Source organism: Ramlibacter albus, assembly GCF_014297445.1.
GTDB classification, from domain to species: Bacteria; Pseudomonadota; Gammaproteobacteria; order Burkholderiales; family Burkholderiaceae_C; genus Ramlibacter; species Ramlibacter albus.
The window spans coordinates 220,999-244,852 of sequence record NZ_JACORU010000006.1 but is presented as its reverse complement, the minus strand read 5'-3'; the positions used below and the strand labels follow the sequence as shown (position 1 = coordinate 244,852).

The window sequence follows — 23,854 nt, the reverse complement described above, 5'->3', positions numbered from 1 at the left end:
ATGGCATCCCTCGTCATTGCCGAACACGACAACGCGCACATCCGCGGCGCGACCCTCAACACCGTCACGGCCGCTCTGGCCTGCGGCGGCGACGTCCACGTGCTGGTCGCCGGCGAGAACGCCGGTGAAGCCGCCAAGGCCGCCGCGCAGATCGCGGGTGTGGCCAAGGTGATCCACGCCGACGGCGCGCAGTTCGCGCACGGCCTCGCCGAGAACGTCGCCGCGCAGGTGCTGGCCATCGCGCAGAACTATTCGCACATCCTGTTCCCCGCGACTGCGGCCGGCAAGAACGTCGCGCCGCGCGTGGCCGCGAAGCTGGACGTCGCGCAGATCAGCGACATCACGAAGGTGGATGCCGCCGACACGTTCGAGCGCCCGATCTACGCCGGCAACGCGATCGCCACGGTGCAGAGCAGCGACGCCATCAAGGTGATCACCGTTCGCACGACGGCGTTCGACCCGGCAGCCACCACCGGCGGGAGCGCGAGCGTCGAGAGCGCCAGCTCCGTCGCCGACAGCGGCAAGTCGAGCTTCGTCGGCCAGGAGATCGCCAAGAGCGACCGCCCCGAGCTCACCGCCGCCAAGATCATCGTGTCCGGCGGCCGCGCGCTCGGCTCCAGCGAGAAGTTCCACGAAGTGCTGGAGCCGCTGGCCGACAAGCTGGGTGCCGCTATCGGTGCGTCGCGCGCCGCGGTCGACGCGGGCTACGCGCCCAACGACTTCCAGGTCGGCCAGACCGGCAAGATCGTCGCGCCGCAGCTGTACATCGCCTGCGGTATCAGCGGCGCGATCCAGCACCTGGCCGGCATGAAGGATTCGAAGGTGATCGTCGCGATCAACAAGGATCCGGAAGCGCCGATCTTCTCCGTGGCCGACTACGGCCTCGAAGCCGACCTCTTCACCGCAGTTCCCGAGCTGATCAAAGCACTCTGAGGCCAGCCATGAGCTACCGCGCCCCCGTCAAGGACATGCTGTTCGACATCCGCCACCTCGCGGGCATCGACCAGATCGCACAGTTGCCCGGCTTCGAGGAAGCCGGCTTCGAGACCGCGCAGGCGGTGCTCGAGGAATGCGCGAAGTTCAACGAAGGCGTGGTGGCGCCGCTCAACGTCGCGGGCGACCTGCAGCCTTCCTCGTGGAAGGACGGCGTGGTCACCACGACGCCCGGCTTCAAGGACGCGTACAAGCAGTATGCGGAGGGCGGCTGGCAAGGCCTGCAGCACCCGACGGATTTCGGCGGGCAAGGCCTGCCGAAGACCATCGGCGCGGCGTGCGGCGAGATGCTCAACTCGGCCAACCTCAGCTTCGCGCTGTGTCCGCTGCTCACCGACGGCGCCATCGAAGCTCTGCTCACCGCGGGCTCCGATGAACTGAAGGCCACGTACCTCGAGAAGCTCGTGAGCGGCGAGTGGACCGGCACGATGAACCTCACCGAGCCGCAGGCCGGCAGCGACCTCTCGATGGTGCGCTCGCGCGCCGAGCCGCAGCCGGACGGCACGTACAAGGTCTTCGGCACCAAGATCTTCATCACCTACGGCGAGCACGACTACGGCGGCAACATCGTCCACCTTGTGCTGGCCCGCATCCCCGGCGCGCCCGAGGGCGTGAAGGGCATCAGCCTGTTCGTGGTCCCCAAGTTCCTCGTCAACAAGGACGGCTCGCTCGGCGCGCGTAACGACGTGCACTGCGTGAGCATCGAGCACAAGCTGGGCATCAAGGCTTCGCCGACTGCCGTTCTGCAATACGGCGACAAGGGCGGCGCCATCGGTTACCTCGTGGGCCAGGAGAACCGCGGCCTCGAGTACATGTTCATCATGATGAATGCCGCGCGCTACGCCGTCGGCGTGCAAGGCATCGCGGTTGCGGAGCGCGCCTACCAGAAGGCCGCCGCGTTCGCGAAGGAGCGCGTGCAGTCGCGTCCCGTCGACGGCTCGGTGAATGCGTCGGCGACGATCATCCACCACCCCGACGTGCGCCGCATGCTGATGACCATGCGTGCGCTCACCGAAGGGTGCCGCGCGATGGCGACGGTCGCTGCGTCCGCCTACGACGCCGCGCACCACCACCCCGACGCGGAAGTGCGCAAGCAGAACCAGGCGTTCTACGAGTTCCTCGTGCCGCTGGTGAAGGGCTATTCCACCGAGATGTCGCTGGAAGTCACGTCGCTGGGCGTGCAGGTGCACGGCGGCATGGGCTTCATCGAGGAGACCGGCGCGGCGCAGTACTACCGCGACTCGCGCATCCTCACCATCTACGAAGGCACGACGGCGATCCAGGCCAACGACCTCGTGGGCCGCAAGACGGCGCGCGACGGCGGGCAGACGGCGCAGGCCATCGCGGCGCAGGTCGAGAAGACCGAAGGCGAGCTCGCCAGGCGCAGCAGCGCCGATGCGAAGGCGGTTGCCAAGCGCCTCGGCGCCGCGCGCAAGGCCTTCCTCGACGTCGTCGCGTTCATCGCGCAGCAGGGCAAGGCGTCGCCGAACGCGGCGTTTGCCGGCTCCGTGCCGTACCTGCTGCTCACGGGCAACCTCGTGGCCGGCTGGCAGCTCGCGCGTTCGCTGATGGCGGCCGAGGACCTCGCCGCGAAGGGCGAGGACGTGGACTTCATGAAGGCAAAGGTCGCCACCGCGCGTTTCTATGCCGACCACATCCTCACGCGCGTGCCCGCGGCCCGCGATGCGATCGTCGACGGCGCCGACAGCGTGATGGCGCTGCCCCAAGAGGCCTTCTGAGGCTGGACCCCGGGTCAAGCCCGGGGTGACAACTCCGCGACACGAACGGTCGTGCTTTTTTGCTGAAATCGAGCCCATGTCCAAACTCCCCGCCGCCCTGCGCAACCTCGCGCTCCCTGTCATCGGCTCGCCGCTCTTCATCATCAGCAACCCGAAGCTGGTGATCGAGCAGTGCAAGGCCGGCATCGTGGGCAGCATGCCCGCGCTGAACGCGCGTCCGGCCGCGCAGCTGGACGAGTGGCTGCACGAGATCACCGAGACGCTGGCCGCTTACAACCGCGCCAACCCGGACAAGCCCGCCGCGCCCTTCGCCATCAACCAGATCGTGCACAAGAGCAACGACCGGCTCGAGCACGACATGGAGATGGTCGTGAAGTACAAGGTGCCGATCATCATCACGTCGCTGGGCGCGCGCACGGACGTGAACGAGGCGATCCATTCCTATGGCGGCGTCGTGCTGCACGACATCATCAACAACAAGTTCGCGCACAAGGCGATCGAGAAAGGCGCCGACGGCCTGATCGCGGTGGCGGCCGGTGCGGGCGGCCACGCGGGGATCAAGAGCCCGTTCGCGCTGGTGCAGGAAATCCGACAGTGGTTCGACGGCCCGCTCGCACTGAGCGGCTCCATTGCCACCGGCGGTGCGGTGCTCGCGGCGCAAGCGATGGGCGCCGACTTCGCGTACATCGGCTCGGCCTTCATCGCCACGCAGGAAGCGCGCGCGAGCGACGAGTACAAGCAGTGCATCGTCGAGAGCAACTCCGACGACATCGTGTACTCCAGCCTCTTCACAGGCGTGCACGGCAACTACCTCGCCCCCAGCATCCGCAAGGTGGGCCTCGATCCCGACAACCTGCCCGAGAGCGACCCCACGAAGATGAACTTCGGCGGCGGCGAGGGCAGCAAGCCGAAGGCCTGGAAGGAGATCTGGGGTTGCGGGCAGGGCATCGGCGTGGTGAGCGAAGTCACCACGGCCGCCCAATTCGTCGCGAAGCTCAAGCGCGAGTACGACGCGGCGCGCGAGCGCCTCGCGCCGGCGCTCGAAGCGGCCTAGACGTACGACAGGGCTTTTGCCTTCCCCCAGAACACGCGGTACATGTAGACCGTGTAGACGATGATCGCGGGCAGGGTGATTGCCACCCCCACGAAGATGAACACCAGCGACTCGTGCGCGCTGGCGGCCTGCCAGACGGTGAGGCGGTCGATCACGATGTAAGGGTAGAGGCTGTACGCGAGGCCGAGGAAGGCCATGACGAACACGAGCACGGTGCTCGCGAAGATCACCCAGCCATAACCCGCGGCCACGATCTCGCGCTTGCGGACCACCTGGAACGCCGCGTAGAAAGCCGCGATGCACGCGAGGGGGATCGGCAGCAGCCCGATGAACTGCGGCATCGCGAACCAGCGGTTCCACACCGTCTGGCTCACGAGCGGCGAGGCGAGCGAGATGCCGACGAGGGCAGCGCCCATGGGCCACAGCAGCTTGCGCGCCCACGCGATGGACTTGGCTTGCAGCTCGCCTTCGGTCTTCATCACCAGCCAGCCCGACCCGAGCACCGCGTACGCCGTCGGCAGCGTGACCGCGATGCCGAGGCTGAACAGCAGCGACCATGTGCCGTAATCGAAACCCGTGAGGTAGCTGCCCAGCATCCAGCCCTGCGCCATTGCGGCGAGCAGCGAGCCGATGGAGAAGAGCCGGTTCCAGAGACCCTTGTGCGCCGCGCGCGCCTTCACGCGAAAGTCGAACGACACGCCGCGCAGGATCAGGCCGATGAGCATCACGGCCACCGGCAGGTACAGCGCCGACAGCACGATGCCATGCGCGCGCGGGAAAGCGACGAGCAGCACGCCGATGCCCAGCACGAGCCAGGTCTCGTTGGCGTCCCAGAACGGCCCGATGCTGGAGACCATCACGTCCTTCTGCTCGTCGCTCGCGAACGGCAGCAGCAGGCCGACGCCGAGGTCATAGCCGTCGAGCACCACATAAGCGAGCAATGCGAGGCCCATCACAGCCATGAACACGAGGGGCAGCGCTTCTTCGAACGTCATGCGGGGCCTCCGATCGGTGCTGCCGCCTTCGGGCTTTGCGGTGTGTCGGGCGTCGGCATGGCCGGATGCTCGGCCATGTACATCAGCACCAGCACGTACGCGATCAGCAGGAACGCATAGACGGCGAGGTAGGCCACAAGCGTAGACAGCACCATCGCGGGCGGATGGTCCGCGACAAGGTCGGCGGTGCGCAGCAAGCCGTAGACGAGGAAGGGCTGCCGCCCGATCTCGGTGACGTACCAGCCGGCGAGCGTCGCGACCCACCCGGCGAACGTCATCGAGGCCAGCAGCCGCAGGACGTGGCGCGGGTAGTCACCTTCATGCCGCCGCCACAGCCGCCACGCCGAGTACCACGACACCGCGAGCATCAGCACCCCCATGCCCACCATCACCCGGAAGCTCCAGAACACCGGCGCCACGGGCGGATGCGCGTCGGGAAACTCGTTCAGCCCCTTCAGCTCCGCGTCGATGTCGTGCGCGAGGATCAGGCTCGCGAGCTTGGGCACCTGCACGGCGAAGTCGGTGCGCTTCTCCTTCTCGTTCGGCCAGCCGAAGAGAGTGAGCGGCGCGCCTTTCTCGGTGTGCCAGATGCCCTCGATGGCAGCGATCTTGGCGGGCTGGTGCTCCAGCGTGTTCAGGCCGTGCATGTCGCCGGCGAGGATCTGCAGCGGGATCGCGACGGCTGCAGCGATCACGCCCGTGCGCAGCGCACGGTGCGTGCCGGTGTTGGCCGTGCCCCGCAGCAGTTGCCACGCGGAGAGCCCGGCAATGAGGAAGGACACCGTCAGCGTCGACGCCAGAAGCTTGTGAACGAGCCGGTACGGGAACGACGGGTTGAAGATCACCTGCAGCCAGCTGGCCGCATGCAGCTTGCCGTCGATCATGGTGTAGCCCGTGGGCGTCTGCATCCACGAGTTCAGGCTGAGGATCCAGAACGCCGAGAGCGTCGTCCCCCCAGCCACCATCAGTGTCGCGAAGAGGTGCATGCGCTCGGACACACGGTTGCGCCCGAACAGCATGATCCCGAGGAAGGTCGCTTCGAGGAAGAAGGCCGTCAGCACCTCGTAGCCGAGCAGCGGGCCCGCGATGTTGCCCGCCTTCTCCATGTAGCCCGGCCAGTTGGTGCCGAACTGGAAGCTCATGGTGATGCCCGACACCACGCCGAGCGCGAAGGTCAGCGCGAAGATCTTGGTCCAGAGGTAATAGGCCTCTTCCCAGCGCCGCGCCCGGAAGTACACCAGGAACCAGCACAGCGCGATGTTGACCGTGGGAAAGAGGATGTGGAAGCTGATGTTGGCCGCGAACTGGAGGCGCGAGAGCAGCAGGGTGTCCACCCCGCCATTGTGCCAACGCTCAGCGGGGCCGTGCCGCCGTGAGGGCTTCCACCAGCGGGCGCAGTTGCGATTCGAAGGCGTCGGTGAGTGCAAGCGCGCGCTGCGTCTCGCAGCCGTCGCGCAGGGCGTGCTCCAGCGCCTCCGCGGCCGCGGCGACCTGCATCGCGCCGATGGTGGCCGAGACGCCCTTCGAGGTGTGGGCCAGCCGTTGCGCCGTGGCCGTGTCGCCGGCCGCGAGTGCCGCGCGCAGCTGAACGGGCACGTCGCGCTGGCCATCGGCGTAGCGCGCCAGCATGCTCTCGTACAGGGCCGTCTTGCCCATCATCCGCTTCAGGCCCAGGGCCGCGTCGAGCCCGGGCACCACCGGCAAGCCGTCGGCATCCACCGCGGGCGCGGCAGCCCGCGGCCGCACGGTCGCGCGCAGCCACTTGCGCACCGCGCGCTGCAGCTGCTGCGGCTCGATCGGCTTGCTGATGAAGTCGTTCATGCCGGCGTCGAGGCAACGGTCGCGGTCGCGCGCCAGCGCGTTGGCCGTCATCGCGAGGATCGGCAGGTTGGCGAAGCGCGCCTGCTCGCGCAAGGCACGCGTTGCCTCGATGCCGTCCATCACGGGCATCTGCATGTCCATGAGCACGAGGTCGTAGTGGCCGGCCAGCGCCATGTCCACGCCGATGCGGCCGTTGTCGGCCACGTCGACGGTGAAGCCGGCGTCCTGCAGCAGTTCGCGGGCGACGTCCTGGTTGATCTCGTTGTCTTCGACGAGCAGCACTCGGGCGCTCGTGACGGCCTCCAGCGGCGCCGCGGACGTCGTGAGCGTGAAGTCGAGCGGCTGTGCCACCGGCTGCTGCGCGGCGGCCACCAGCCGAAGCCGTGCCGTGAACCAGAAGGTGCTGCCCGCGCCGAAGGTACTCCGGACGCCGACCTCACCGCCCATCAGGCCCGCGAGCTTCTTCGCGATGGCCAGGCCCAGGCCCGTGCCGCCGTAGCGGCGCGTCGTCGAGGAGTCCGCCTGCGAGAAGCTCTGGAACAGCCGCCCCATCTGGTCCTGCGTGAGCCCGATGCCCGTGTCGGCCACGCGGAAGTGCAGCACCACGCCTTGCGCCGTGCGCTCCAGCACCCGCACGCCCACTTCGACCTGCCCGCGCTCCGTGTACTTGATCGCGTTGTTGGTGTAGTTGATCAGCACCTGCCCGATGCGCAGCGAATCGCCCAGCAGCTTGCGCGGCACGTCGGGCGCGAGGTCGAAGACGAGGTCCAGCCCCTTGGCCTCGCACTTGTCCGAGACCACGTCCGCCAGCTTGCCGAGCAAGTCCGGCATCTCGAACTCCGCCTCCTCCAGCGTGAGCTTGCCCGCCTCCACCTTCGAGAAGTCGAGGATGTCGTTGATGATGCCCAGCAGGTGCTGCCCCGAGGACTGCACTTTCTGCAGGTAGTCGCGCTGGCGCGCCGACAGCTCGGTCTTCAGCACCAGGTGCGACAGGCCGATGATGGCGTTCATCGGCGTGCGGATCTCGTGGCTCATGTTGGCCAGGAAGTCCGACTTCATGCGCGTGGCCTCCTCCGCGATCTCCTTGGCGTGGCGCAGCTCCTGCTCCTGCTGCTTGCGGTGCGTGATGTTGCGCGCCACGGCCAGTACGCCCAGCATGCGGCCGCCGCCGTCGCGCAGCGGGCTGCGCACGATCTCCAGCAGCGCTTCGGTGCCGTCGGGGTAGGTCACCCACTCCTCGGCGGCTTTCTTCTGCTGCGTCTCCATCACCTCGCGGTCCTTCGCCTCGACCGAGGCGGCCAGGCCCGGCGGGAACAGGTCCTCCGCCTTGCGGCCCACCACGTCCACCGGCGCGCAGCCGACGAGCGCCGCGAAGGCCTCGTTGCAGCCGAGGTAGGTGCCGTTAACGTCCTTGTAGACGATGTTGTCCGGGATCGAGTTGAACATCCCCTCGAGCAGCGCCCGCTGGCGGCGGTTCTCGCGCGCGGCCGCGCGCTGCTCGGTGATGTCCTTGAAGCTCACGATGTAGATCGCCCGGTCGCCGTCCTCGGCCAGCGAGACCGTGGCGTCCACCTCGCGCTCGCTGCCGCTCTTGCGGATGTAGCGCGTGTGGAAGCTCACCGGCTTGCGCGTCTCGCGCAGCTCGCGCTCGATGGGCGCGATGGACGCCGCGGTGAAGTTGGCGTCGAAGTCCGCGACCGTCAAGAGCACGATCTCCTTGTGGCGGTAGCCCAGGAGCTCGCAGGCGGCGCGGTTGGCGTAGAGCACGGCGCGCGTGGCGGGGTCCACCCACAGCATCGGGCCGGAGCTTTCCACCACCACGTGGTTGAACATCAGCTTCTGCTGCACGCGGTCGCGCTGCGTGACGTCGCGGTAATTGATGACGCGGCCGACGCTGCGGCCGTCGATGCGCTGCGGTCGCGCGAAGCGCTCCAGGATGCGGCCGTCCTTGAGCTCGACCACGCTGAAGTGCTCGGCCTCCGGGTCGTAGTCCTGCAGGTGCGACACCAGCGCGTCGGGCTCGCTCACCTGCGCGGCCTGCAGCGCGGTCATCTCCTCGCGGCCCATGCCGGCCATGCGCTCGGGCGGCAGGTTCCACATCTTCACGAAGGCGCGGTTGTAGAAGTAGCCCGGCTGGCCGAAGCGGAAGGCGATGATGCCGTCGTCGGTGGATTCGAGCGTGGCGGCGAGCAGCGCTTCGCGCGCGCGGCTGGCGGCGAGTTCATCGCGCAGGGACTCGATCTCGCTCCACGTCGTGCGCAGCTCCTGGCGCAGCGCGTCGCCTTCGGTCATGCACCCGTCGGCGATCAGCGCCTCCGCCGGCGCGTCGCCCGGCTCGGTGAGGTCCATGTCGAGTTCCACCACCGTCCCGTCCTCCTCAGTGTGCGGCGGCCGTGCGGCCCACGTCGGCCAGCACGCGCATGCCCAGGCGCTCCCACTGGAACACCTTGCGCGCCGCGCCGCTTTCGCGTTCGGCAATGACCGAGTAGGCGGCCAGCGGTTCGCTGAAGCCCTTGGCCTGCACGGGCAACTGCTCCTCCGCGACGATTTCGTCGCGCACCAGTTGCCAGGTCTCGCGCGAGATCAGCACGCCGCCCGGCTCCGCGGCCTGTTCGAGGCGCGCGGCCTTGTTCACTTCCGTCCCGATGATCGTGTAGTCCATTCGCAGGTCGCTGCCGAAGTTGCCCACGTCGCACCAGCCGGTGTTGATGCCGCAGCGGAACTGGAAGCTCTTGTCGGCGCCGAGCTCGCGCCACATCACCTGCAGCTCCGCCATGCGCCGCTGCATCGCGAGCGCCATGCGCACGCAGGCCAGCGCGTCCTGCTTCTCGCCGTGCGTGTCGGGGTCGCCGAAGAACACCAGCATCGCGTCGCCGATGAACTTGTCGAGCGTGCCGCCGTACTCCGCGGCGATCTTCGACATCTCGGAGAAGTAGTTGTTCAGCAGGAAGGTGATGTCCTCCGGCTGCCACTTCGAGGTGACGGCGGTGAAGTCCTTGATGTCGGAGAAGAACACCGTGAGCTTCTTGCGGTGCGTGCGGATCTCGGCGTCGCGCGTGCCGTCGAAGAGCGAGCGGTACACCTGCGGCGCGAGGTAGCGGCCGAGCTTTTCGGACAGCGCCTGCAGCCGGCGCGCGTTGGTGCTGCGCTCCAGGTGCGTGTTGACGCGCGCCAGCAGCACGGGCGGGCTGATCGGCTTGGTGATGTAGTCGACGGCGCCGAGGTCCAGGCCGAACTGCTCTTCCTCGATGCTGGTGAGCGCGGTGAGGAAGATGACCGGGATGCCCGCGGTCGCAGGGTCCTGGCGCAGGCGGCGCAGCACGTCGTAGCCGTCCATGCCGGGCATCATGATGTCCAGCAGGATGATGTCCGGCGGCGTGTCCGAAGCCGCCATCGCCAGCGCCGCGGGGCCGTTGTCGGCGGTCTGCACCTGGTACACGTCCTCGAGCAGCGCGCTCATCAGGAACAGGTTGTCGGGTGTGTCGTCGACGACCAGGACGCGGGGCAAGGGCGGTGCGGTTTGCATGGGGTGTATGACACCACCCGGCGCGGGCCGACCCGTACGGAATATCCGTCCCGGCCTTAGGCAAAATGCCCAAGCGCACACTGGTTATTTATCCAGTATCATGGCGTCAATGGGCCCCCACGCTCCGCACTTCGTGTCTCCGCTGCCCCCCGAGGGGGCTATTGCGCCTTGGGGCGGCCCGGCGGCGCAATGAGTGAAGTGCGGTTGCCCCTGGAGGCCATCAAGGGCCGTGGCGCCGCGTCGCGCCTGGCCCACCGGTTCGAGAGCGTCGCGCGCGGCGCCTTCGACGACGGCTGGGGCACGCTCGAGCAGGGCGAGCATGCGCCGCCGAAGACCGAGGTGATCTGGGAGGACGCGCGCAGCATCATCACCAGCAATGACTCGCCGGACGTGTATTTCGACAAGTCGATCAATCCGTATCGGGGGTGCGAGCATGGGTGCGTTTACTGCTACGCCCGCCCCACCCACAGCTACCTGAACCTCTCCCCCGGCCTCGACTTCGAAACGAAGATCATCGCCAAGCGAAACATCGCGCCGCTCCTGCGCAAGGAGCTCGGGCGCAAGTCGTACAAGCCGGAGATGATCGCCATCGGCACGGCGACGGACTGCTACCAGCCGGTGGAGCGCGAGTTGAAGCTCACGCGGCAGGTGATCGAGCTGTTCCGCGAAACGAACCACCCGTTCTCATTGGTGACGAAATCGAGCGGTGTCGAGCGCGACCTCGACCTCATTGCGCCGATGGCGGCGCAGGGGCTGGCGGCGATCTACGTGACCATCACCACGCTCGACGCGGACCTTGCGCGAAGGCTGGAGCCGCGCGCGGCGGCGCCGCATCGCCGGCTGCGGCTGTTGAAGACGCTCGCGGAACACGGCGTGCCCTGCGGCGTGAGCCTCGCGCCGCAGATCCCCTTCCTCACCGACGACATGGAACAGGTGCTGGAGGCCGCGTGGGAGGCCGGCGCGCGCAGCGCGTTCTATCACGTGCTGCGGCTGCCCTGGGAGGTGGCGCCGCTCTTCAAGGAATGGCTGCAGGTGCACTACCCCGACCGCGCCGAGCGCGTGATGGCGCGCGTGCACGACCTGCGTGGCGGCAAGGACTACGACGCGGACTTCGCCACGCGCATGAAGGGGCAGGGCATCTGGGCGGAGCTGCTGGCGCAGCGGTTCAAGAAGGCGGTGAAGCGGCTGGGGTTCAACCAGGAGCGGGTGGAGTTGCACTCGCGGGACTTCCGGCCGCCGGCGGAGTGCGAGGGGCAGGGTTCGTTGTTCTGATCCTGACCGCTCAGCTCGCGCTCCCCCTGCGCGCCCCTTCAACAAGGGCGTGAAGCTGACCGCCGCGCATGTAGTTTGTCTCGATGAGACGCCTGTTCTCCTCAGCGGCCCGCGTGAGTTCAAGCTCGAACGTCTGCAGCTTATCGCCGTAGTCGGCTGCATCGGGGCTGGTGGCTCTGAGATCGTCGAACGCATTCATCAATTTGCGCTCGAGCTCTTCCGCTGCGAAGTTCATCCGGAACTGGGTGGTCTTTTCGTTTGAAAGGAACGTCTCCTTTCCCTGCATGAAGGCTTCCACTTTGTTCTTCGCACCGTGGACGGATTCGCAGAACTCGAGGAAGAGCAGGCCCTCGGGGGAGAATTGCCTGCACATGCACCTGAAGAGGTTGTCGCGACCGATGCTGCTCTCGAGGACCGAATCGAGATTGCGGTAGTTGGTCCCATCGTCACCGGTGTCCACGGGGCCGCCCGTCTTGTCCCTTTCGTAGCTCGCCATTCGCTGTTCCCACATTCCGGCGCGCGCCGGGGCGTGGGGGACGGCAGCGACCTTGATCCCGCTGCTTTGCCTGGAGTCGGCGGCGCGGGCCGCGGCTCTCGCCAGTGCGTCGGATGAGCACTTGCGGGCATCGTCAAACATGGCGAAGAGCCGCTCCGCCGGGACGTCGGGAACGCCCTCACCCTGGTGGGCAGTCCACGCGTCGCGCAGGCTCTGCAGGTCGGTCTTCGCAATATTCGGCAGCGAAAGCATTCCGTACTGCTCGTCCGTTGCGAGGTACTTCGCGAATATCCTGGTGAACTCGACGCTCCTGTCTCTGGGGCCGTTCGCATCCTTGAAGCGCGCGCAGTCGGCGGCGAAGTTCAATCGGGTCCTGTCGACCAGGTTCATGCCGCGGCCCGCTTCGGCAAGTGAAACCGGGTTCCTGATGACGGCATCCACCGCATCCACGCGAGCGGCGGCGTTCTGAGGCGTGTTGGGGGCGTGCCTGCTCGTCACCGCGTCCTTCATCCTGTGGAACAACCCCGGCTTCTTCGAGGTATTGATATCGCGCTGCCCCCCTTGCCGCTCCAGCTTCCCCGGCACCATCAGGCTGTTGCGCCGCGCCGGTTCCGGGCTCCCACTGTCGCCCTTGTGCTCCTTGGTCTCCCTGCGACCGCCCAGCGCCTCTCGTGTCCTTGCGGTCAGGGCTTGCATGGTGGAGGCCGACTTCGACCGCGCCGCCGGGCTCTTGCTGCCGGCTGGGGAAGGTGTGCGCGAGTTTTCCGCGTCGATCCGAACGCTCAAGCTTGCTTCGCCCAGCGAAGGCGAACGGTCTGGCGACTCACCTGCAGCCTCGGCGCTCGGCGTGCGAGAGGAGGGCGGCGAGGGGCGCTGCAGTGACATGGGAAGGTCGGAGTCGGAGCCGGTGTCCGGCGCTTCATGGGCGGGCCGCGGGACGTCCAGGGACGAAGCCGAGTGGCCGAGCCCGGCGCGTGCTTCCTTCCTGATATAGGCCATCTCGTGGGGCGACGGCTGCCGCCATGTGTCGTCGCGGCCGCGTTGCTGCGGCGGGGAAGCCCTGTCGCCGTCGATGTTGGGTGGGAAGAAGTGCCTGGAGGCGCCACCAGCGCGGGGCACATTGCGACCCGAGGGGCCGGCGCCGACCTGGTTCGTCGGGGAGGATTGGGCCGCCTTCGATTCGTATGTGGGTTCGGGGGCGTCGGTCGAAGCGGCCCTGCCTGACGCGGCGCCCGGTGAGCGTGGGGTTTGGGGAAGCATGGGTTCTACCTTGGGGTGAAACGGGTTTCAGGCGAGGTTGAGCATGGCGAGCGGTACGTCGCCTGGCGCCGCTTCGCAACTCGATGAAGGCTCTTCTGACTGCACGCGCCAGTTCGACACCCAGTCGACGCCGGCATCGATCAGGGCGTGGACGCCCGACGACGTCGCGCGGAAGAGCGGGTACACGTACTGCAGTACCGCGTCCCCCGTCTCGGGGTTGCGGCTGACGACCGGCGCATGGGTGCTCAGCAACTGGTAATTGGACGCGAGCAATGCCTGCAGCTCGCCGATCGCGGACGGGCCCTCGCTACCAACGGGACCCATGTCGAACAGCACGAAGACGTGCTCGGGTTCGGACTGCGGGCAATGCACCAGGTTCACGGTTACGCCGCGCAGCACCACGTGGAATGCGACGCGCCCGTGCTCGTCGATGCCCAGCCGCGGCGGCGGCACACCGAGGATTTCGCACAAGCCCGCGCACAGCTCTTCGAGACTCGCTACAGCCATCGGACACCTCCCGCGCGGGCCGACAGCAAGGCAGCGCGAGAGCCTTTCCTTGAATAAAAAGGTTATCCCTTGGCCGTATGTGACAAAAGGGGAGGAAACGGTTCCCCCCTCCTGCGGCGGACGTTCGGCCGCGTCAGCGCACGACGCAGATGTTCGGCAGCCCGGTCGGCGACGTGCCCGACTGCGTTGCCTTGTCGTCCTCGCTCTTCTTCTTCGCCAGCTCACTCGTTGCGGTGAAGGCCGCGGACGCGAAGCGCTCCTGCTGCCGCGACAGGTCCATCACCTGCGCCGGCGTGATCGCGGGCGCAACCATCTGCGAGACGTCGACGGCCTTCACTGCGGCTGCGAGCATCGATGGCGTGATGTTCGTTGCGGGAATGACCACCGTGACCGTTGGTGCCGGCGCGGGCGCGGGCGTCGGCGTGGAAACGGCGGGACTGGGCGCAGCAGAGGGTGCCGGGCTCGGCGAAGCGACGGGCGCTGGCGCTGCGGCAGGTGTTGCAGCGGGCGCGGGCGCGACGGCGACCGGCGCCGGTGCAGGCGTCGAAGCGGCTACGACCGGTGTGCTCGAGGCGCCACCGGCGTTGCTGTTGCCCGAGTTGCCGCTGCCGTTGCCACCGGCGTTGCTGTTGCCGGAGTTGCCGTTGCCGTTGCCGTTGCCGTTGCCGTTGCCGTTGCCGTTGCCGCCAGCGTTGCTGTTCCCAGAGTTGCCGCTGCCGTTGCCGCCGGCGTTGCTGTTGCCAGAGTTGCCGTTGCCGTTGCCAGAGTTGCCGTTGCCGCCAGCGTTGCTGTTCCCAGAGTTGCCGCTGCCATTGCCACCGGCGTTTCCATTGCCAGAGTTGCTGTTGCCGTTGCCGCCCGCGTTGCTGTTACCCGAGTTGCCCGAGTTGCCCGAGTTGCCCGAGTTGCCCGAATTGCCCGAATTGCCCGAATTGCCCGAATTGCCCGAATTGCCCGAATTGCCCGAATTGCCCGAATTGCCCGAATTGCCCGAATTGCCCGAATTGCCCGAATTGCCCGAGTTGCCCGAATTGCCCGAATTGCCCGAGTTGCCGTTGCCGTTGCCGTTGCCGTTGCCGTTGCCGTTGCCGTTGCCATTCCCGTTTCCGGTCGTGGTTGTCGTGCCGGAGTTGCCATTCCCGTTGCCATTCCCGTTACCTCCACCCGGCGTCGGCGCGGGTGCGGTTGCAGGCGCGGGTGCCGGGGAGGGGGCCGGCGCAGGTGTCGGCGCGGGCGATGGCGACGCGGAATTGCCATTGCCGTTGGCGTTGCCGTTGCCGCCACCGCCGGCATTGCCGCCATTGCCGCCATTGCCGCCATTGCCGTTGGCAACGTTGCCACCGTTACCGTTTCCATTGCCGTGCACGATCAGGATGACGCTCGTGTTGCTCGCGTCCCCGGACTCGGAGCCGCCCACCGGGATGACCGTGTTCGGCGCCGGTGCATTCGTGGGGGCGGGAGTAGGTGCCGGCGTTGGTGCCGGTGTCGGTGCCGGTGTCGGTGCCGCTGTAGGCGCGGGCGCAGGCGCGGCGCTGTTGCCGCCGCCGTTCCCGTTGCCACCTGCATTGTTCCCGCCGGAGTTGCCGCCCGAGTTGCCGCCGCCCGAGTTGCTGCCCCCGGAGTTGCCACCCGAGTTCCCCTGCTCCAGCGGCAGCGGCGCGGCAAGCTGCAACGTGCCATTGATCTCGAAGCGCGTCGCGCGCACGAAGCCGCTGTGCTGCAGCTGCGACGCGAAGATCGCCACCGCATCGCCCTGCAGCGTGCCGAGGTTCACCACGCGGTCCGCGGGTGCCTTCAGTTCGAGGCGAATCCCTTCGAGGCCGCGCCCGGTGACTTCGACTTTCTGCCCCGCGGCGAGGATCACGGCACCGTCGTCCGCACGCACGAGCGCCTGCGCGCCCGTCGACACGCGCGGTGCAACCAGCACCACGTCGCCGCCGCGCGCGAGCACCTGGCCTTCGACGTCGATGCCACCGGCGGACCCGTTGTTCGTAAAGCGCATGCGCCCCGCACGCGCGTCCGCATCGGACATCGACAACGTGGACGCCGTGAAGCCTGCGGTGTCCACCACCGCACCCGCACCGACCGTCACGCCGTTCGGGTTGACGAGCACGACGCGCCCGTTGGAGCTGAGGCGCCCGTGGATGGAGGAGGGGTCCGCGCCCGTGACGCGGTTGATCGACGTGCTCGCCGCGTTCGGCTGCTCGAATCGCGTGGTGCTGTTCGCCGGCACGGAGAAACTGCGCCAGTCGATCACCGAGTGCTGCGTGCCCACGCCATTGCGCGTGGTCACGAGCAGGTTGCTGCCCTGCTGCTGGATGTTGGCCTGGCCGTGCACGGCGGTCGCGCCTGCAGGCTGCGACCGGGCATGCCCGTGCCAGCCCAGCGCCGCCATCGCGGCGCCGAGCGCGAGCGCCATCGCGCTCGGGCGAAACTGCTGCTTCATGGGTCCTCCAGGCCTGCGCGCTGGCTCCCAGAGCGACTGCGGTAACAGTCGCAACGAGCCGCAGGCTCACCGCCGCCGGCATTTGTTCTTAATACGCCGGCCTAGGGGAGGGATTGTCGGGGCCGCAGGTAACCCGGATTTGTCAGTCGTGGTTTCTTCTTGTAATCACGCGTTGAAGAAGCTCTTCAGTTTGTCCGCCCAGCTCTCCTCACCCGGCGAGTGCTTCGCCCCGCCCTTCTTGAGCGACTCGTCCAGCTCGCGCAGCAGCTTGCGCTGGTGTTCGGTGAGCTTGACCGGCGTCTCGACCGAGATGTGGCAATACAGGTCGCCCGGATAGCTCGACCGTACGCCCTTGATCCCCTTGCCGCGCAGCCGGAACTGCTTGCCCGCCTGCGTGCCTTCGGGGATGTCGATGGCGGCCTTGCCGTCGAGCGTGGGCACGTCGATCTCGCCGCCGAGCGCCGCGCGCGCGATGCTCACGGGCACCACGACGTGCAGGTCGTCGCCGTCGCGCTCGAAGATCGGGTGCTTCTTCAGCCGGATCTCGATGTACAGGTCGCCGGGCGGCCCGCCGTTGGTGCCGGGCTCGCCGTTGCCGGCGCTGCGGATGCGCATGCCGTCGTCGATGCCCGCGGGGATCTTCACCTCCAGCGTCTTCTGCTTCTTCACGCGGCCCTGGCCGTGGCACGTGGTGCAGGGCTCCGGGATGATCTTGCCGGTGCCGCGGCAGTGCGGGCAGGTCTGCTGCACGCTGAAGAAGCCCTGGCGCATCTGCACCACGCCTTGCCCGTGGCAGGTCGTGCAGGTCTTGGCCTGCGTGCCGGGCTTGGCGCCCGTGCCGTGGCACGTCTCGCACTCGTCCCACGAGGGGATGCGGATCTGCGCGTCCTTGCCCTTGGCCGCTTCCTCCAGCGTGACTTCCATCGCGTACGAGAGGTCCGCGCCGCGGTAGACCTGCCGGCCGCCACGGCCGCCGCCGCCCGCACGGCCCTGGCCGAAGATGTCGCCGAAGATGTCGCCGAAGGCCTCCGCGAATCCGCCGAAGCCTTCCGCGCCGGGGCCGCCGCCGCCGCGCATGTTGGGGTCCACGCCGGCGTGGCCGAACTGGTCGTACGCGGCGCGCTTCTCGGCGTCCGAGAGCATCTCGTACGCCTCTTTCGCTTCCTTGAATTTCGCCTCGGCGTCCTTGGCAGAATCACCCTGGTTGCGGTCAGGGTGGTGCTTCATCGCGAGCTTGCGATAAGCCTTCTTGATCTCGTCTTCCGAAGCGTTCTTCGGGACGCCGAGAACCTCGTAGTAGTCTCTTTTCGTGGCCATCGTTGTTCAGTACACCATGAGCGACAAAGCCGCGCCAACCCTTTCGGGCTGAACGCGGCCGGCTGGAGCGTTCGCCCTTAGCCCTTCTTGACTTCCTTCACTTCCGCATCGACGACGTTGTCGTCCTGCGGTTTCGACTGTGCCTGGGCGCCCGCGTCGCCGCCCGGCGCCGCACCGGCGGCGCCCGCAGCACCTTGCTGCGCCTCGTACATCTTCTCGCCAAGCTTCTGGCTCGCCGTCATCAGCGCGGTGGTCTTGGCCTCGATCGCTTCCTTGTCCTCGGACTTGAGCGTCTCTTCCAGCTCCTTGGCCGCGGCCTCGATCTTGTCCTTCTCGCCGGCATCGAGCTTGTCGCCGTACTCGGTCAGGCTCTTGCGGATCTGGTGAACCATCGCTTCGCCCTGGTTGCGCGCCTGCACGAGTTCCAGCTTCTTCTTGTCGTCGGCCGCGTTGAGCTCGGCGTCCTTCACCATCTTCTCGATCTCGGCTTCGGAAAGGCCCGAGTTCGCCTTGATGGTGATCTTGTTCTCCTTGCCGGTGCCCTTGTCCTTGGCGCTCACGTGCAGGATGCCGTTGGCGTCGATGTCGAAGGTCACTTCGATCTGCGGCAGGCCGCGCGGGGCGGGCGGGATGCCCTCGAGGTTGAACTCGCCCAGCAGCTTGTTGCCGGTGGCCATGTCGCGCTCGCCCTGGAACACCTTGATCGTCACGGCCGGCTGGTTGTCGTCGGCCGTGGAGAACGTCTGCGCGAACTTGGTCGGGATCGTGGTGTTCTTCTTGATCATCTTCGTCATCACGCCGCCGAGCGTCTCGATGCCGAGCGACAGCGGGGTGACGTCGAGCAGCAGCACGTCCTTGCGCTCACCGGAGAGCACCTGGCCCTGGATGGCGGCGCCGACGGCCACGGCCTCGTCGGGGTTGACGTCCTTGCGCGGCTCCTTGCCGAAGAACTCCTTGACCTTCTCCTGCACCTTGGGCATGCGCGTCATGCCGCCCACCAGGATCACGTCCTGGATGTCGTTGACCGACACGCCGGCGTCCTTGATGGCGATGCGGCACGGCTCGATGGTGCGGGCGATGAGCTCTTCGACCAGCGACTCCAGCTTGGCGCGCGTGAGCTTGATGTTCAGGTGCTTCGGGCCCGACGCATCGGCCGTGATGTACGGCAGGTTGATGTCGGTCTGCGTGCTGTTGGACAGCTCGATCTTCGCCTTCTCGGCGGCCTCTTTCAGGCGCTGCAGGGCGAGCACGTCGTTCTTCAGGTCGACGCCTTGCTCTTTCTTGAACTCGGTGACGATGTAGTCGATGATGCGCTGGTCGAAGTCCTCGCCGCCGAGGAAGGTGTCGCCGTTGGTGGACAGCACTTCGAACTGCTTCTCGCCGTCGACGTCGGCGATCTCGATGATCGAGATGTCGAACGTGCCGCCGCCGAGGTCATACACCGCGATCTTGCGGTCGCCCTTGCCGTGCTTGTCCAGGCCGAAGGCCAGGGCCGCCGCGGTGGGCTCGTTGATGATGCGCTTGACGTCCAGGCCCGCGATGCGGCCGGCGTCCTTGGTGGCTTGCCGCTGGCTGTCGTTGAAGTACGCGGGCACCGTGATGACGGCTTCCGTCACTTCCTCGCCGAGGTAGTCCTCGGCGGTCTTCTTCATCTTGCGCAGCGTCTCGGCGGAAATCTGCGGGGGCGCGAGCTTCTTGCCGCGCTCTTCCACCCACGCGTCGCCGTTGTCGGCGGCGACGATCTTGTAGGGCATCAGCTCGATGTCCTTCTGCACTTCCTTCTCGGTGAACTTGCGGCCGATGAGGCGCTTGACGGCGTAGAAGGTGTGCTTGGGGTTGGTGACTGCCTGGCGCTTGGCGGAAGCGCCGACGAGGATCTCGCCGTCTTCCTGGTACGCCACGATGGAAGGCGTGGTGCGCGCGCCTTCGCTGTTCTCGATCACCTTGACGTTGTTGCCTTCCATGATGGCAACGCACGAGTTGGTCGTGCCGAGGTCGATGCCGATGATCTTGGCCATGTTGATTTCTCCTGGGGAATGTTGTTCGTTACTTGTGGATAAGCTGTTGGCTTTCAAGCCTTGCCGGACGAGACCGTGACCAGCGCGGGGCGCAGCACACGGTCGGCAATCAGGTAGCCCTTCTGCAGCACGCTCACGACCGTGTTGGCCTCCTGCTCGGCAGGGACCATCGAGATGGCCTGGTGCTGGTGCGGGTCGAACTTCGTGCCCGCGGCCGGGTTGATCTCGACCACGCGGTTGCGCTCCAGCGCGCTCTTCAGTTGCCGCAGCGTCGCTTCGGCGCCTTCGCGGATCTGCTCGGGCGTGGCGTCCTTGATCGCAAGGCCGGCTTCGAGGCTGTCGCACACGGGCAGCAGGCTCTCGGCGAAGCTTTCCACGGCGAACTTGCGCGCCTTGGCCACTTCGTCTTCCGCACGACGGCGGATGTTCTGCATCTCGGCCTGCGAGCGAAGGTACTGGTCGTTGAGCTCCGTGACCTTGGCTTGCGCCTCGGCGAGCTCGGCCTGCGTCTGGGCCAGGCCGGCCTCCAGCTCAGGGACGGAGGGGGGCGCGTCTTCCGCCTGCAGCGGAGCGGTGTCGTTCTGGGGGGTATCTGCCATCTTTTGTCTTGGGAATCTCGGGTCCGGCGAAGACGTGGGGGCGCCGTAGCCCTTTTCAAGGCAGGGAATTCGTTTCCGGCGTAATCGCGCGCGCTACTGCTTGGGTTGGGCTTGCCAGGCTTCGGCCCAGCGGTTCAGGGGCTTGAGGTGCTTCACGAGTTCGAGCCCGGCGGGGGTGAGCCCGTAGCCGCTCTCGCCCAGCTCGACGATGCCCGCTTCCCGCAGCTCCTTGAGCCGGTCGTTCAGCACCGAGGGCGACATGCCGTCGGCGCTGTCCCGCAGCAGCCGGAAGCTCTGCCCGTGGCCGTCGCGCAGCTCCCAGAGCAGGCGCAGCGTGCCGCGGCGGCCGAGCAGGTCCAGCAGCGCCATCACAGGGCGGCCGGTGCGTGAACCGCGCACCGGCTTGCCGGGCAAGGGGGGGGAAGTCATCGGCCGCGATTGTAGGCGCAGGCGTTGTCGCGGCTGCGACTGCCGCTACGGATTGCGTAGCGATAGACTGGCCGAACGCTACGCAATCCGTAGCGCCACCCACAGCCACCGAGAGGACCCCCATGGACCCGACCCCCCGCATCGCACCGCTCGAGCCGCCCTTCGACACCGAGCTGCAGGCACTCCTGGCGAAGATGACGCCGCCCGGCGCGCCCAACATCCTCGCGCTCTTCCGCGTGCTCGCGAAGAACCCGGTGCTGGCCGAACGCAGCGCTGGATGGGGCGGCTACCTGCTTTCGCGCAAGGCGACGCTGCCGCTGCGCGACCGCGAGGTCGTGATCGACCGCGTCTGTGCCCGCTGCGGCGCCGAGTACGAGTGGGGCGTGCATGTCGCTGCCTTCGCGGAGGCGTCCGGCTTCACGGCCGCGCAGGTCGAAGCGGTTGCCGACCCGGACGCCGACGACACCGCACTCACCGAGCGCGACCGCCTGCTGGTGCAAATGGTGGACGAGCTGCACGACACCGCCCATGTCGGTGACGAGCTCTGGGCGCAGCTCGCCGCCCACTGGAGCGAGCCGCAGCTGGTGGAGCTGCTCATGCTGGCCGGCTGGTACCACGCCATCAGTTATGTGTGCAATGCGGCCCGGGTACCGCTAGAGTCGTGGGCCAGGAGGTGGCAGAGGTGACAAGGCGTCTGATCAGCAGCGGGTCGACTTTCGAGGCGGACATCGGCTACTCGCGGGCCGTGGTCGACGGCGAATGGGTGTTCGTCTCGGGCACGACCGGCTTCGACTATTCGACGATGACGATCCCCGAGGGCATCGTGGCGCAGGCCGAGCAGTGCCTGAAGAACATCGACTCGGCCCTGGCGCAGGCCGGCGCCTCGATGGCGGACGTGGTGCGCGTCACCTACGTCGTGCCCAAGGCCGACGAGTTCCCGGAGACCTGGCCGGTGCTGAAGAAGTACTTCGGCGACGTTCGCCCCGCCGCGATGATGATTTCGGCAGGCCTGGCCGACCCGCGGATGCGAATCGAAATCGAGGTGACCGCCAGGCTGTCACCCCGGGCTTGACCCGGGGTCCATGCCAACGTGCCGCAACTCATCGCACCCATCCGCATTCCGTCGCAATCCAGGTTTCCCCAACCGCCCAGCAACTTATCGTGCAACCCATGGCCGATGCCGCAGCCATCTTCTCCAAGACCAACCCGGTCTTGACTTCGCGGCCCCGGCGCTGGTTGCCTTCGCCCAGGCGCATCGCGCTGGTGGTGGTTGCGGCCGCGCTGGTGGCCGTACTTTTCATTCCGCTGACCAAGAACACCTATCTCGAGCTGTTCGGGGAGACGCTCTTCGTCGGCATGGCGCTGCTGCTGGCCTTCCAGGGCGCCGGCGCGACCAACCCGAAGAAAGTGCCGCGCTGGGTGGCGCAGGTGGTCGGCGTTGCGGTTGCCGCCGTGTTGGCGCCGCTCTTCGTGCAGCTCTTCACCGCCGGGGGCAGCTTCGAACGATTCATCGGCTCGCACAGCCACGTCCGTGGGTATGTGCTCGTGACCTTGGTGGCGATGGTGATCGGCCTGCTGGTGGCGCTGGGGTCGCTCTACCGCGAACGCGAGGCCGAGGCCGAGTCGCAGGCCCTGCAGATCGCGCTGCTGCGCGAAACGCTGGAGCGGCAGGCCACCGACGCGCGCCTGCAACTGCTCACGGCGCAGATCCAGCCGCACTTCCTGCTCAACACGCTGGCTAACGTGCAGGAGCTGGTGGAGAGCGGCTCGCCGCGCGCGGTGCCGCTCTTTCGCAGCTTGATTGCCTACCTGCGCGCCGCGATGCCGCACCTGCAGCAGGGCGACGCGACCTTGGCCGACGAGGAGCAGCTCGTGCGCGCTTACCTCGAGCTGATGCAGATGCGCATGCCCGACCGGCTGGCGTTCAGCGTGGAGATCGACCCCGCCTTGCGCACGATGAGGTTTCCCCCGATGGCGCTGCTCACGCTGGTGGAGAACGCCATCCACCATGGCGTGGACCCGCACGTCGATGCGAGCCGCGTCGAGGTGCGCGCCGGGCCGGGCGAGGGCGGCGTGCTGCGCATCGCCGTGATCGACACCGGCGTGGGCATGTCCGAGAAGGCCAGCGAAGGTACGGGGCTGACCAACCTGCGCGCGCGCATGCGCGCTTTCTTCGGTGAGACGGCGCGGCTGGAGCTGAGCGAGCATTCGCCGCGTGGCCTGCGTGCCGAGCTCGTGATCCCGCAGCCTGCGTGATGCAAGCACCCACCGCCCTCATCGCCGACGACGAGCCGCTGCTGCGCGAGCGGCTCGCGGGCTTGCTCGGCCGCTTGTGGCCCGAGCTGCAGGTGGTGGCGCAGGCACGCAACGGCTCGGAGGCGCTGCAGCTGTTCGAGCAGCACCAGCCGAAGATCGCGTTTCTCGACGTGCACATGCCCGGCATGAGCGGCATCGACGTGGCGCGTGCGATCGGCAAGGGCGCGGAACTCGTGTTCGTCACCGCGTACGACCGCTATGCGGTGGAAGCTTTTGCGCGCGGCGCGGTGGACTACCTCGTGAAGCCGCTCGACCCGGAGCGCCTGTCCGAGACCGTGCAGCGCTTGCGCACGCGGCTCGCGGCGCCTGCCGACAAGGGCGACCTCGACGCGACGCTCGAAGCCATCGCGCGCCAGTTGCGCGAGAGGATGGGCGGCGCGGCGCGCGAGAGCCTCAAGTGGATCAAGGCTTCGGTGGGCAGCAACGTGCGGCTGATCCCGGTGGACGAGGTTGTCTACTTCAAGTCCGACGCCAAGTACACGCTCGTGGTGTGGCAGGGCGGCGAGGCGGTGATCCGCAAGTCGATCAAGGAGCTGGCCGACGAGCTGGACGAGCAGCAGTTCGCCCAGATCCACCGCAGCACCATCGTCAACCTGCGCAGCGTCGCGCAGTTCACGCAACGTGACGACGCCGGGGAAGTGCAGCTCAAGGGCCGCGACGAGAAACTCGTCGTGAGCCGCAGCTACCTGCCGCTCTTCCAGCGCATGTGATCAGCGCGTCTCGAGCAGCTCGACGTCGAACTTCAGCGTCGCATTCGGCGGAATCACGCCACCCGCGCCGCGCGCGCCGTAGCCCAGCTGCGGCGGGATGATCAGCGTGCGCTTGCCGCCCACCTTCATGCCCGCCACGCCTTCGTCCCAGCCCTTGATGACCATGCCCGCACCGAGCGAGAACTCGAAGGCGTCGTTGCGGTCGCGGCTGGAATCGAACTTGGCGCCCTGCTTGCCGTTGTCCCACAGCCACCCCGTGTAGTGCACGCGCACGCTCTGGCCGGCCTTGGCTTCGGGGCCGCTGCCGATGAGTTCGTCTTCGTATTGCAGGCCGCTGGGGGTGGTGGTCATGATGA

20 protein-coding genes are annotated in these 23,854 nt (G+C 67.5%); 8 read left to right on the top strand and 12 right to left on the bottom strand.

Translation table 11 applies throughout. The features are described from left to right. The 3 genes from H8R02_RS17685 to H8R02_RS17675 all read left to right on the top strand — a co-directional run bounded on the left by H8R02_RS17685 (window position 1) and on the right by H8R02_RS17675 (window position 3,786). Window positions 1-933 (top strand): electron transfer flavoprotein subunit alpha/FixB family protein, encoded by a 933-nt coding sequence (locus tag H8R02_RS17685; RefSeq protein WP_187082784.1) that lies wholly within the window; start codon window positions 1-3, stop codon window positions 931-933. A gap of 8 nt (window positions 934-941) precedes the next feature. Beyond that, a complete protein-coding gene (locus H8R02_RS17680; RefSeq protein ID WP_187082783.1) occupies window positions 942-2,732 on the top strand; it encodes an acyl-CoA dehydrogenase C-terminal domain-containing protein in 1,791 nt (596 codons plus the stop codon). A gap of 76 nt (window positions 2,733-2,808) precedes the next feature. Then, window positions 2,809-3,786, top strand: a complete 978-nt coding sequence (locus H8R02_RS17675; RefSeq protein ID WP_187082782.1) for an NAD(P)H-dependent flavin oxidoreductase — start codon at window positions 2,809-2,811, stop codon at window positions 3,784-3,786. Here the strand turns inward: H8R02_RS17675 and H8R02_RS17670 are convergent. Genes H8R02_RS17670 through H8R02_RS17655 form a run of 4 tightly spaced genes read right to left on the bottom strand, consistent with a single transcriptional unit; the run spans window position 3,783 to window position 10,128 of the window. Beyond that, window positions 3,783-4,781 carry a cytochrome d ubiquinol oxidase subunit II gene (locus H8R02_RS17670; RefSeq protein ID WP_187082781.1) on the bottom strand — a complete coding sequence of 333 codons (999 nt, stop codon included), beginning with the start codon at window positions 4,779-4,781 and terminating at the stop codon, window positions 3,783-3,785. The genes H8R02_RS17675 and H8R02_RS17670 overlap by 4 nt on opposite strands. Next, window positions 4,778-6,115: a cytochrome ubiquinol oxidase subunit I gene (locus H8R02_RS17665; protein ID WP_187082780.1), complete on the bottom strand. Its 1,338-nt coding sequence runs from the start codon at window positions 6,113-6,115 to the stop codon at window positions 4,778-4,780. The genes H8R02_RS17670 and H8R02_RS17665 overlap by 4 nt, the downstream gene beginning before the upstream one ends. Before the next feature lie 19 nt (window positions 6,116-6,134). Continuing rightward, entirely contained in the window at window positions 6,135-8,966 is a 2,832-nt protein-coding gene (locus H8R02_RS17660; protein WP_187082779.1) for a PAS domain S-box protein, read from the bottom strand. Window positions 8,967-8,979: 13 nt separating this feature from the next. Then, entirely contained in the window at window positions 8,980-10,128 is a 1,149-nt protein-coding gene (locus H8R02_RS17655) for an adenylate/guanylate cyclase domain-containing protein (RefSeq protein WP_187082778.1), read from the bottom strand. A 189-nt stretch (window positions 10,129-10,317) separates the two neighbouring features. Between H8R02_RS17655 and H8R02_RS17650 the strand changes: the two genes are divergently transcribed. Beyond that, a complete protein-coding gene (locus tag H8R02_RS17650; RefSeq protein WP_187082777.1) occupies window positions 10,318-11,400 on the top strand; it encodes a PA0069 family radical SAM protein in 1,083 nt (360 codons plus the stop codon). Window positions 11,401-11,410: 10 nt separating this feature from the next. Here H8R02_RS17650 and H8R02_RS17645 read toward each other — a convergent pair whose 3' ends face one another. From H8R02_RS17645 to H8R02_RS17615, 7 genes are all read right to left on the bottom strand, one after another. Further along, a complete protein-coding gene (locus H8R02_RS17645; protein WP_187082776.1) occupies window positions 11,411-13,156 on the bottom strand; it encodes a hypothetical protein in 1,746 nt (581 codons plus the stop codon). A gap of 27 nt (window positions 13,157-13,183) precedes the next feature. Continuing rightward, window positions 13,184-13,663, bottom strand: coding sequence for a CesT family type III secretion system chaperone (locus tag H8R02_RS17640; RefSeq protein WP_187082775.1), 480 nt, complete (start codon window positions 13,661-13,663; stop codon window positions 13,184-13,186). A gap of 133 nt (window positions 13,664-13,796) precedes the next feature. Further along, on the bottom strand, window positions 13,797-16,109 hold the full coding sequence (locus H8R02_RS17635; RefSeq protein ID WP_187082774.1) for a filamentous hemagglutinin N-terminal domain-containing protein: 2,313 nt from the start codon (window positions 16,107-16,109) through the stop codon (window positions 13,797-13,799). Window positions 16,110-16,274: 165 nt separating this feature from the next. After that, window positions 16,275-17,426, bottom strand: a complete 1,152-nt coding sequence (gene dnaJ, locus H8R02_RS17630) for a molecular chaperone DnaJ (protein ID WP_187082773.1) — start codon at window positions 17,424-17,426, stop codon at window positions 16,275-16,277. A gap of 77 nt (window positions 17,427-17,503) precedes the next feature. After that, window positions 17,504-19,444: a molecular chaperone DnaK gene (dnaK, locus tag H8R02_RS17625; RefSeq protein WP_187082772.1), complete on the bottom strand. Its 1,941-nt coding sequence runs from the start codon at window positions 19,442-19,444 to the stop codon at window positions 17,504-17,506. Window positions 19,445-19,497: 53 nt separating this feature from the next. Continuing rightward, window positions 19,498-20,043: a nucleotide exchange factor GrpE gene (gene grpE, locus H8R02_RS17620; protein ID WP_187082771.1), complete on the bottom strand. Its 546-nt coding sequence runs from the start codon at window positions 20,041-20,043 to the stop codon at window positions 19,498-19,500. A 93-nt stretch (window positions 20,044-20,136) separates the two neighbouring features. Beyond that, window positions 20,137-20,472, bottom strand: coding sequence for a winged helix-turn-helix transcriptional regulator (locus tag H8R02_RS17615; protein WP_187082770.1), 336 nt, complete (start codon window positions 20,470-20,472; stop codon window positions 20,137-20,139). Window positions 20,473-20,594: 122 nt separating this feature from the next. Here H8R02_RS17615 and H8R02_RS17610 point away from each other — a divergent pair, with 122 nt between their 5' ends. The 4 genes from H8R02_RS17610 (at window position 20,595) to H8R02_RS17595 (ending at window position 23,498) form a co-directional block, all read left to right on the top strand. Continuing rightward, window positions 20,595-21,158, top strand: a complete 564-nt coding sequence (locus H8R02_RS17610; protein ID WP_187082769.1) for a carboxymuconolactone decarboxylase family protein — start codon at window positions 20,595-20,597, stop codon at window positions 21,156-21,158. Next, entirely contained in the window at window positions 21,155-21,544 is a 390-nt protein-coding gene (locus tag H8R02_RS17605; protein WP_187082767.1) for a RidA family protein, read from the top strand. Before H8R02_RS17610 ends, H8R02_RS17605 begins: the two co-directional genes overlap by 4 nt. 98 nt (window positions 21,545-21,642) lie before the next feature. Beyond that, complete coding sequence (locus H8R02_RS17600) at window positions 21,643-22,728, top strand: sensor histidine kinase (protein WP_187082765.1); 1,086 nt, start codon at window positions 21,643-21,645, stop codon at window positions 22,726-22,728. Beyond that, complete coding sequence (locus tag H8R02_RS17595) at window positions 22,728-23,498, top strand: LytR/AlgR family response regulator transcription factor (RefSeq protein WP_187082763.1); 771 nt, start codon at window positions 22,728-22,730, stop codon at window positions 23,496-23,498. The genes H8R02_RS17600 and H8R02_RS17595 overlap by 1 nt, the downstream gene beginning before the upstream one ends. Here the strand turns inward: H8R02_RS17595 and H8R02_RS17590 are convergent, their stop codons facing one another. After that, window positions 23,499-23,849: an FKBP-type peptidyl-prolyl cis-trans isomerase gene (locus tag H8R02_RS17590; RefSeq protein ID WP_187082762.1), complete on the bottom strand. Its 351-nt coding sequence runs from the start codon at window positions 23,847-23,849 to the stop codon at window positions 23,499-23,501. Window positions 23,850-23,854: the final 5 nt, after the last annotated feature.

Bases quoted from the DNA above. Each gene is read 5' to 3' on its own strand.
- H8R02_RS17685 (WP_187082784.1), top strand. From the start codon at position 1: ATGGCATCCCTCGTCATTGCCGAACACGACAACGCGCACATCCGCGGC.
- H8R02_RS17680 (WP_187082783.1), top strand. From the start codon at position 942: ATGAGCTACCGCGCCCCCGTCAAGGACATGCTGTTCGACATCCGCCAC.
- H8R02_RS17675 (WP_187082782.1), top strand. From the start codon at position 2,809: ATGTCCAAACTCCCCGCCGCCCTGCGCAACCTCGCGCTCCCTGTCATC.
- H8R02_RS17670 (WP_187082781.1), bottom strand. From the start codon at position 4,781: ATGACGTTCGAAGAAGCGCTGCCCCTCGTGTTCATGGCTGTGATGGGC.
- H8R02_RS17655 (WP_187082778.1), bottom strand. From the start codon at position 10,128: ATGCAAACCGCACCGCCCTTGCCCCGCGTCCTGGTCGTCGACGACACA.
- H8R02_RS17650 (WP_187082777.1), top strand. From the start codon at position 10,318: ATGAGTGAAGTGCGGTTGCCCCTGGAGGCCATCAAGGGCCGTGGCGCC.
- H8R02_RS17645 (WP_187082776.1), bottom strand. From the start codon at position 13,156: ATGCTTCCCCAAACCCCACGCTCACCGGGCGCCGCGTCAGGCAGGGCC.
- H8R02_RS17640 (WP_187082775.1), bottom strand. From the start codon at position 13,663: ATGGCTGTAGCGAGTCTCGAAGAGCTGTGCGCGGGCTTGTGCGAAATC.
- H8R02_RS17635 (WP_187082774.1), bottom strand. From the start codon at position 16,109: ATGAAGCAGCAGTTTCGCCCGAGCGCGATGGCGCTCGCGCTCGGCGCC.
- dnaJ (WP_187082773.1), bottom strand. From the start codon at position 17,426: ATGGCCACGAAAAGAGACTACTACGAGGTTCTCGGCGTCCCGAAGAAC.
- dnaK (WP_187082772.1), bottom strand. From the start codon at position 19,444: ATGGCCAAGATCATCGGCATCGACCTCGGCACGACCAACTCGTGCGTT.
- grpE (WP_187082771.1), bottom strand. From the start codon at position 20,043: ATGGCAGATACCCCCCAGAACGACACCGCTCCGCTGCAGGCGGAAGAC.
- H8R02_RS17615 (WP_187082770.1), bottom strand. From the start codon at position 20,472: ATGACTTCCCCCCCCTTGCCCGGCAAGCCGGTGCGCGGTTCACGCACC.
- H8R02_RS17610 (WP_187082769.1), top strand. From the start codon at position 20,595: ATGGACCCGACCCCCCGCATCGCACCGCTCGAGCCGCCCTTCGACACC.
- H8R02_RS17600 (WP_187082765.1), top strand. From the start codon at position 21,643: ATGGCCGATGCCGCAGCCATCTTCTCCAAGACCAACCCGGTCTTGACT.
- H8R02_RS17595 (WP_187082763.1), top strand. From the start codon at position 22,728: ATGCAAGCACCCACCGCCCTCATCGCCGACGACGAGCCGCTGCTGCGC.
- H8R02_RS17590 (WP_187082762.1), bottom strand. From the start codon at position 23,849: ATGACCACCACCCCCAGCGGCCTGCAATACGAAGACGAACTCATCGGC.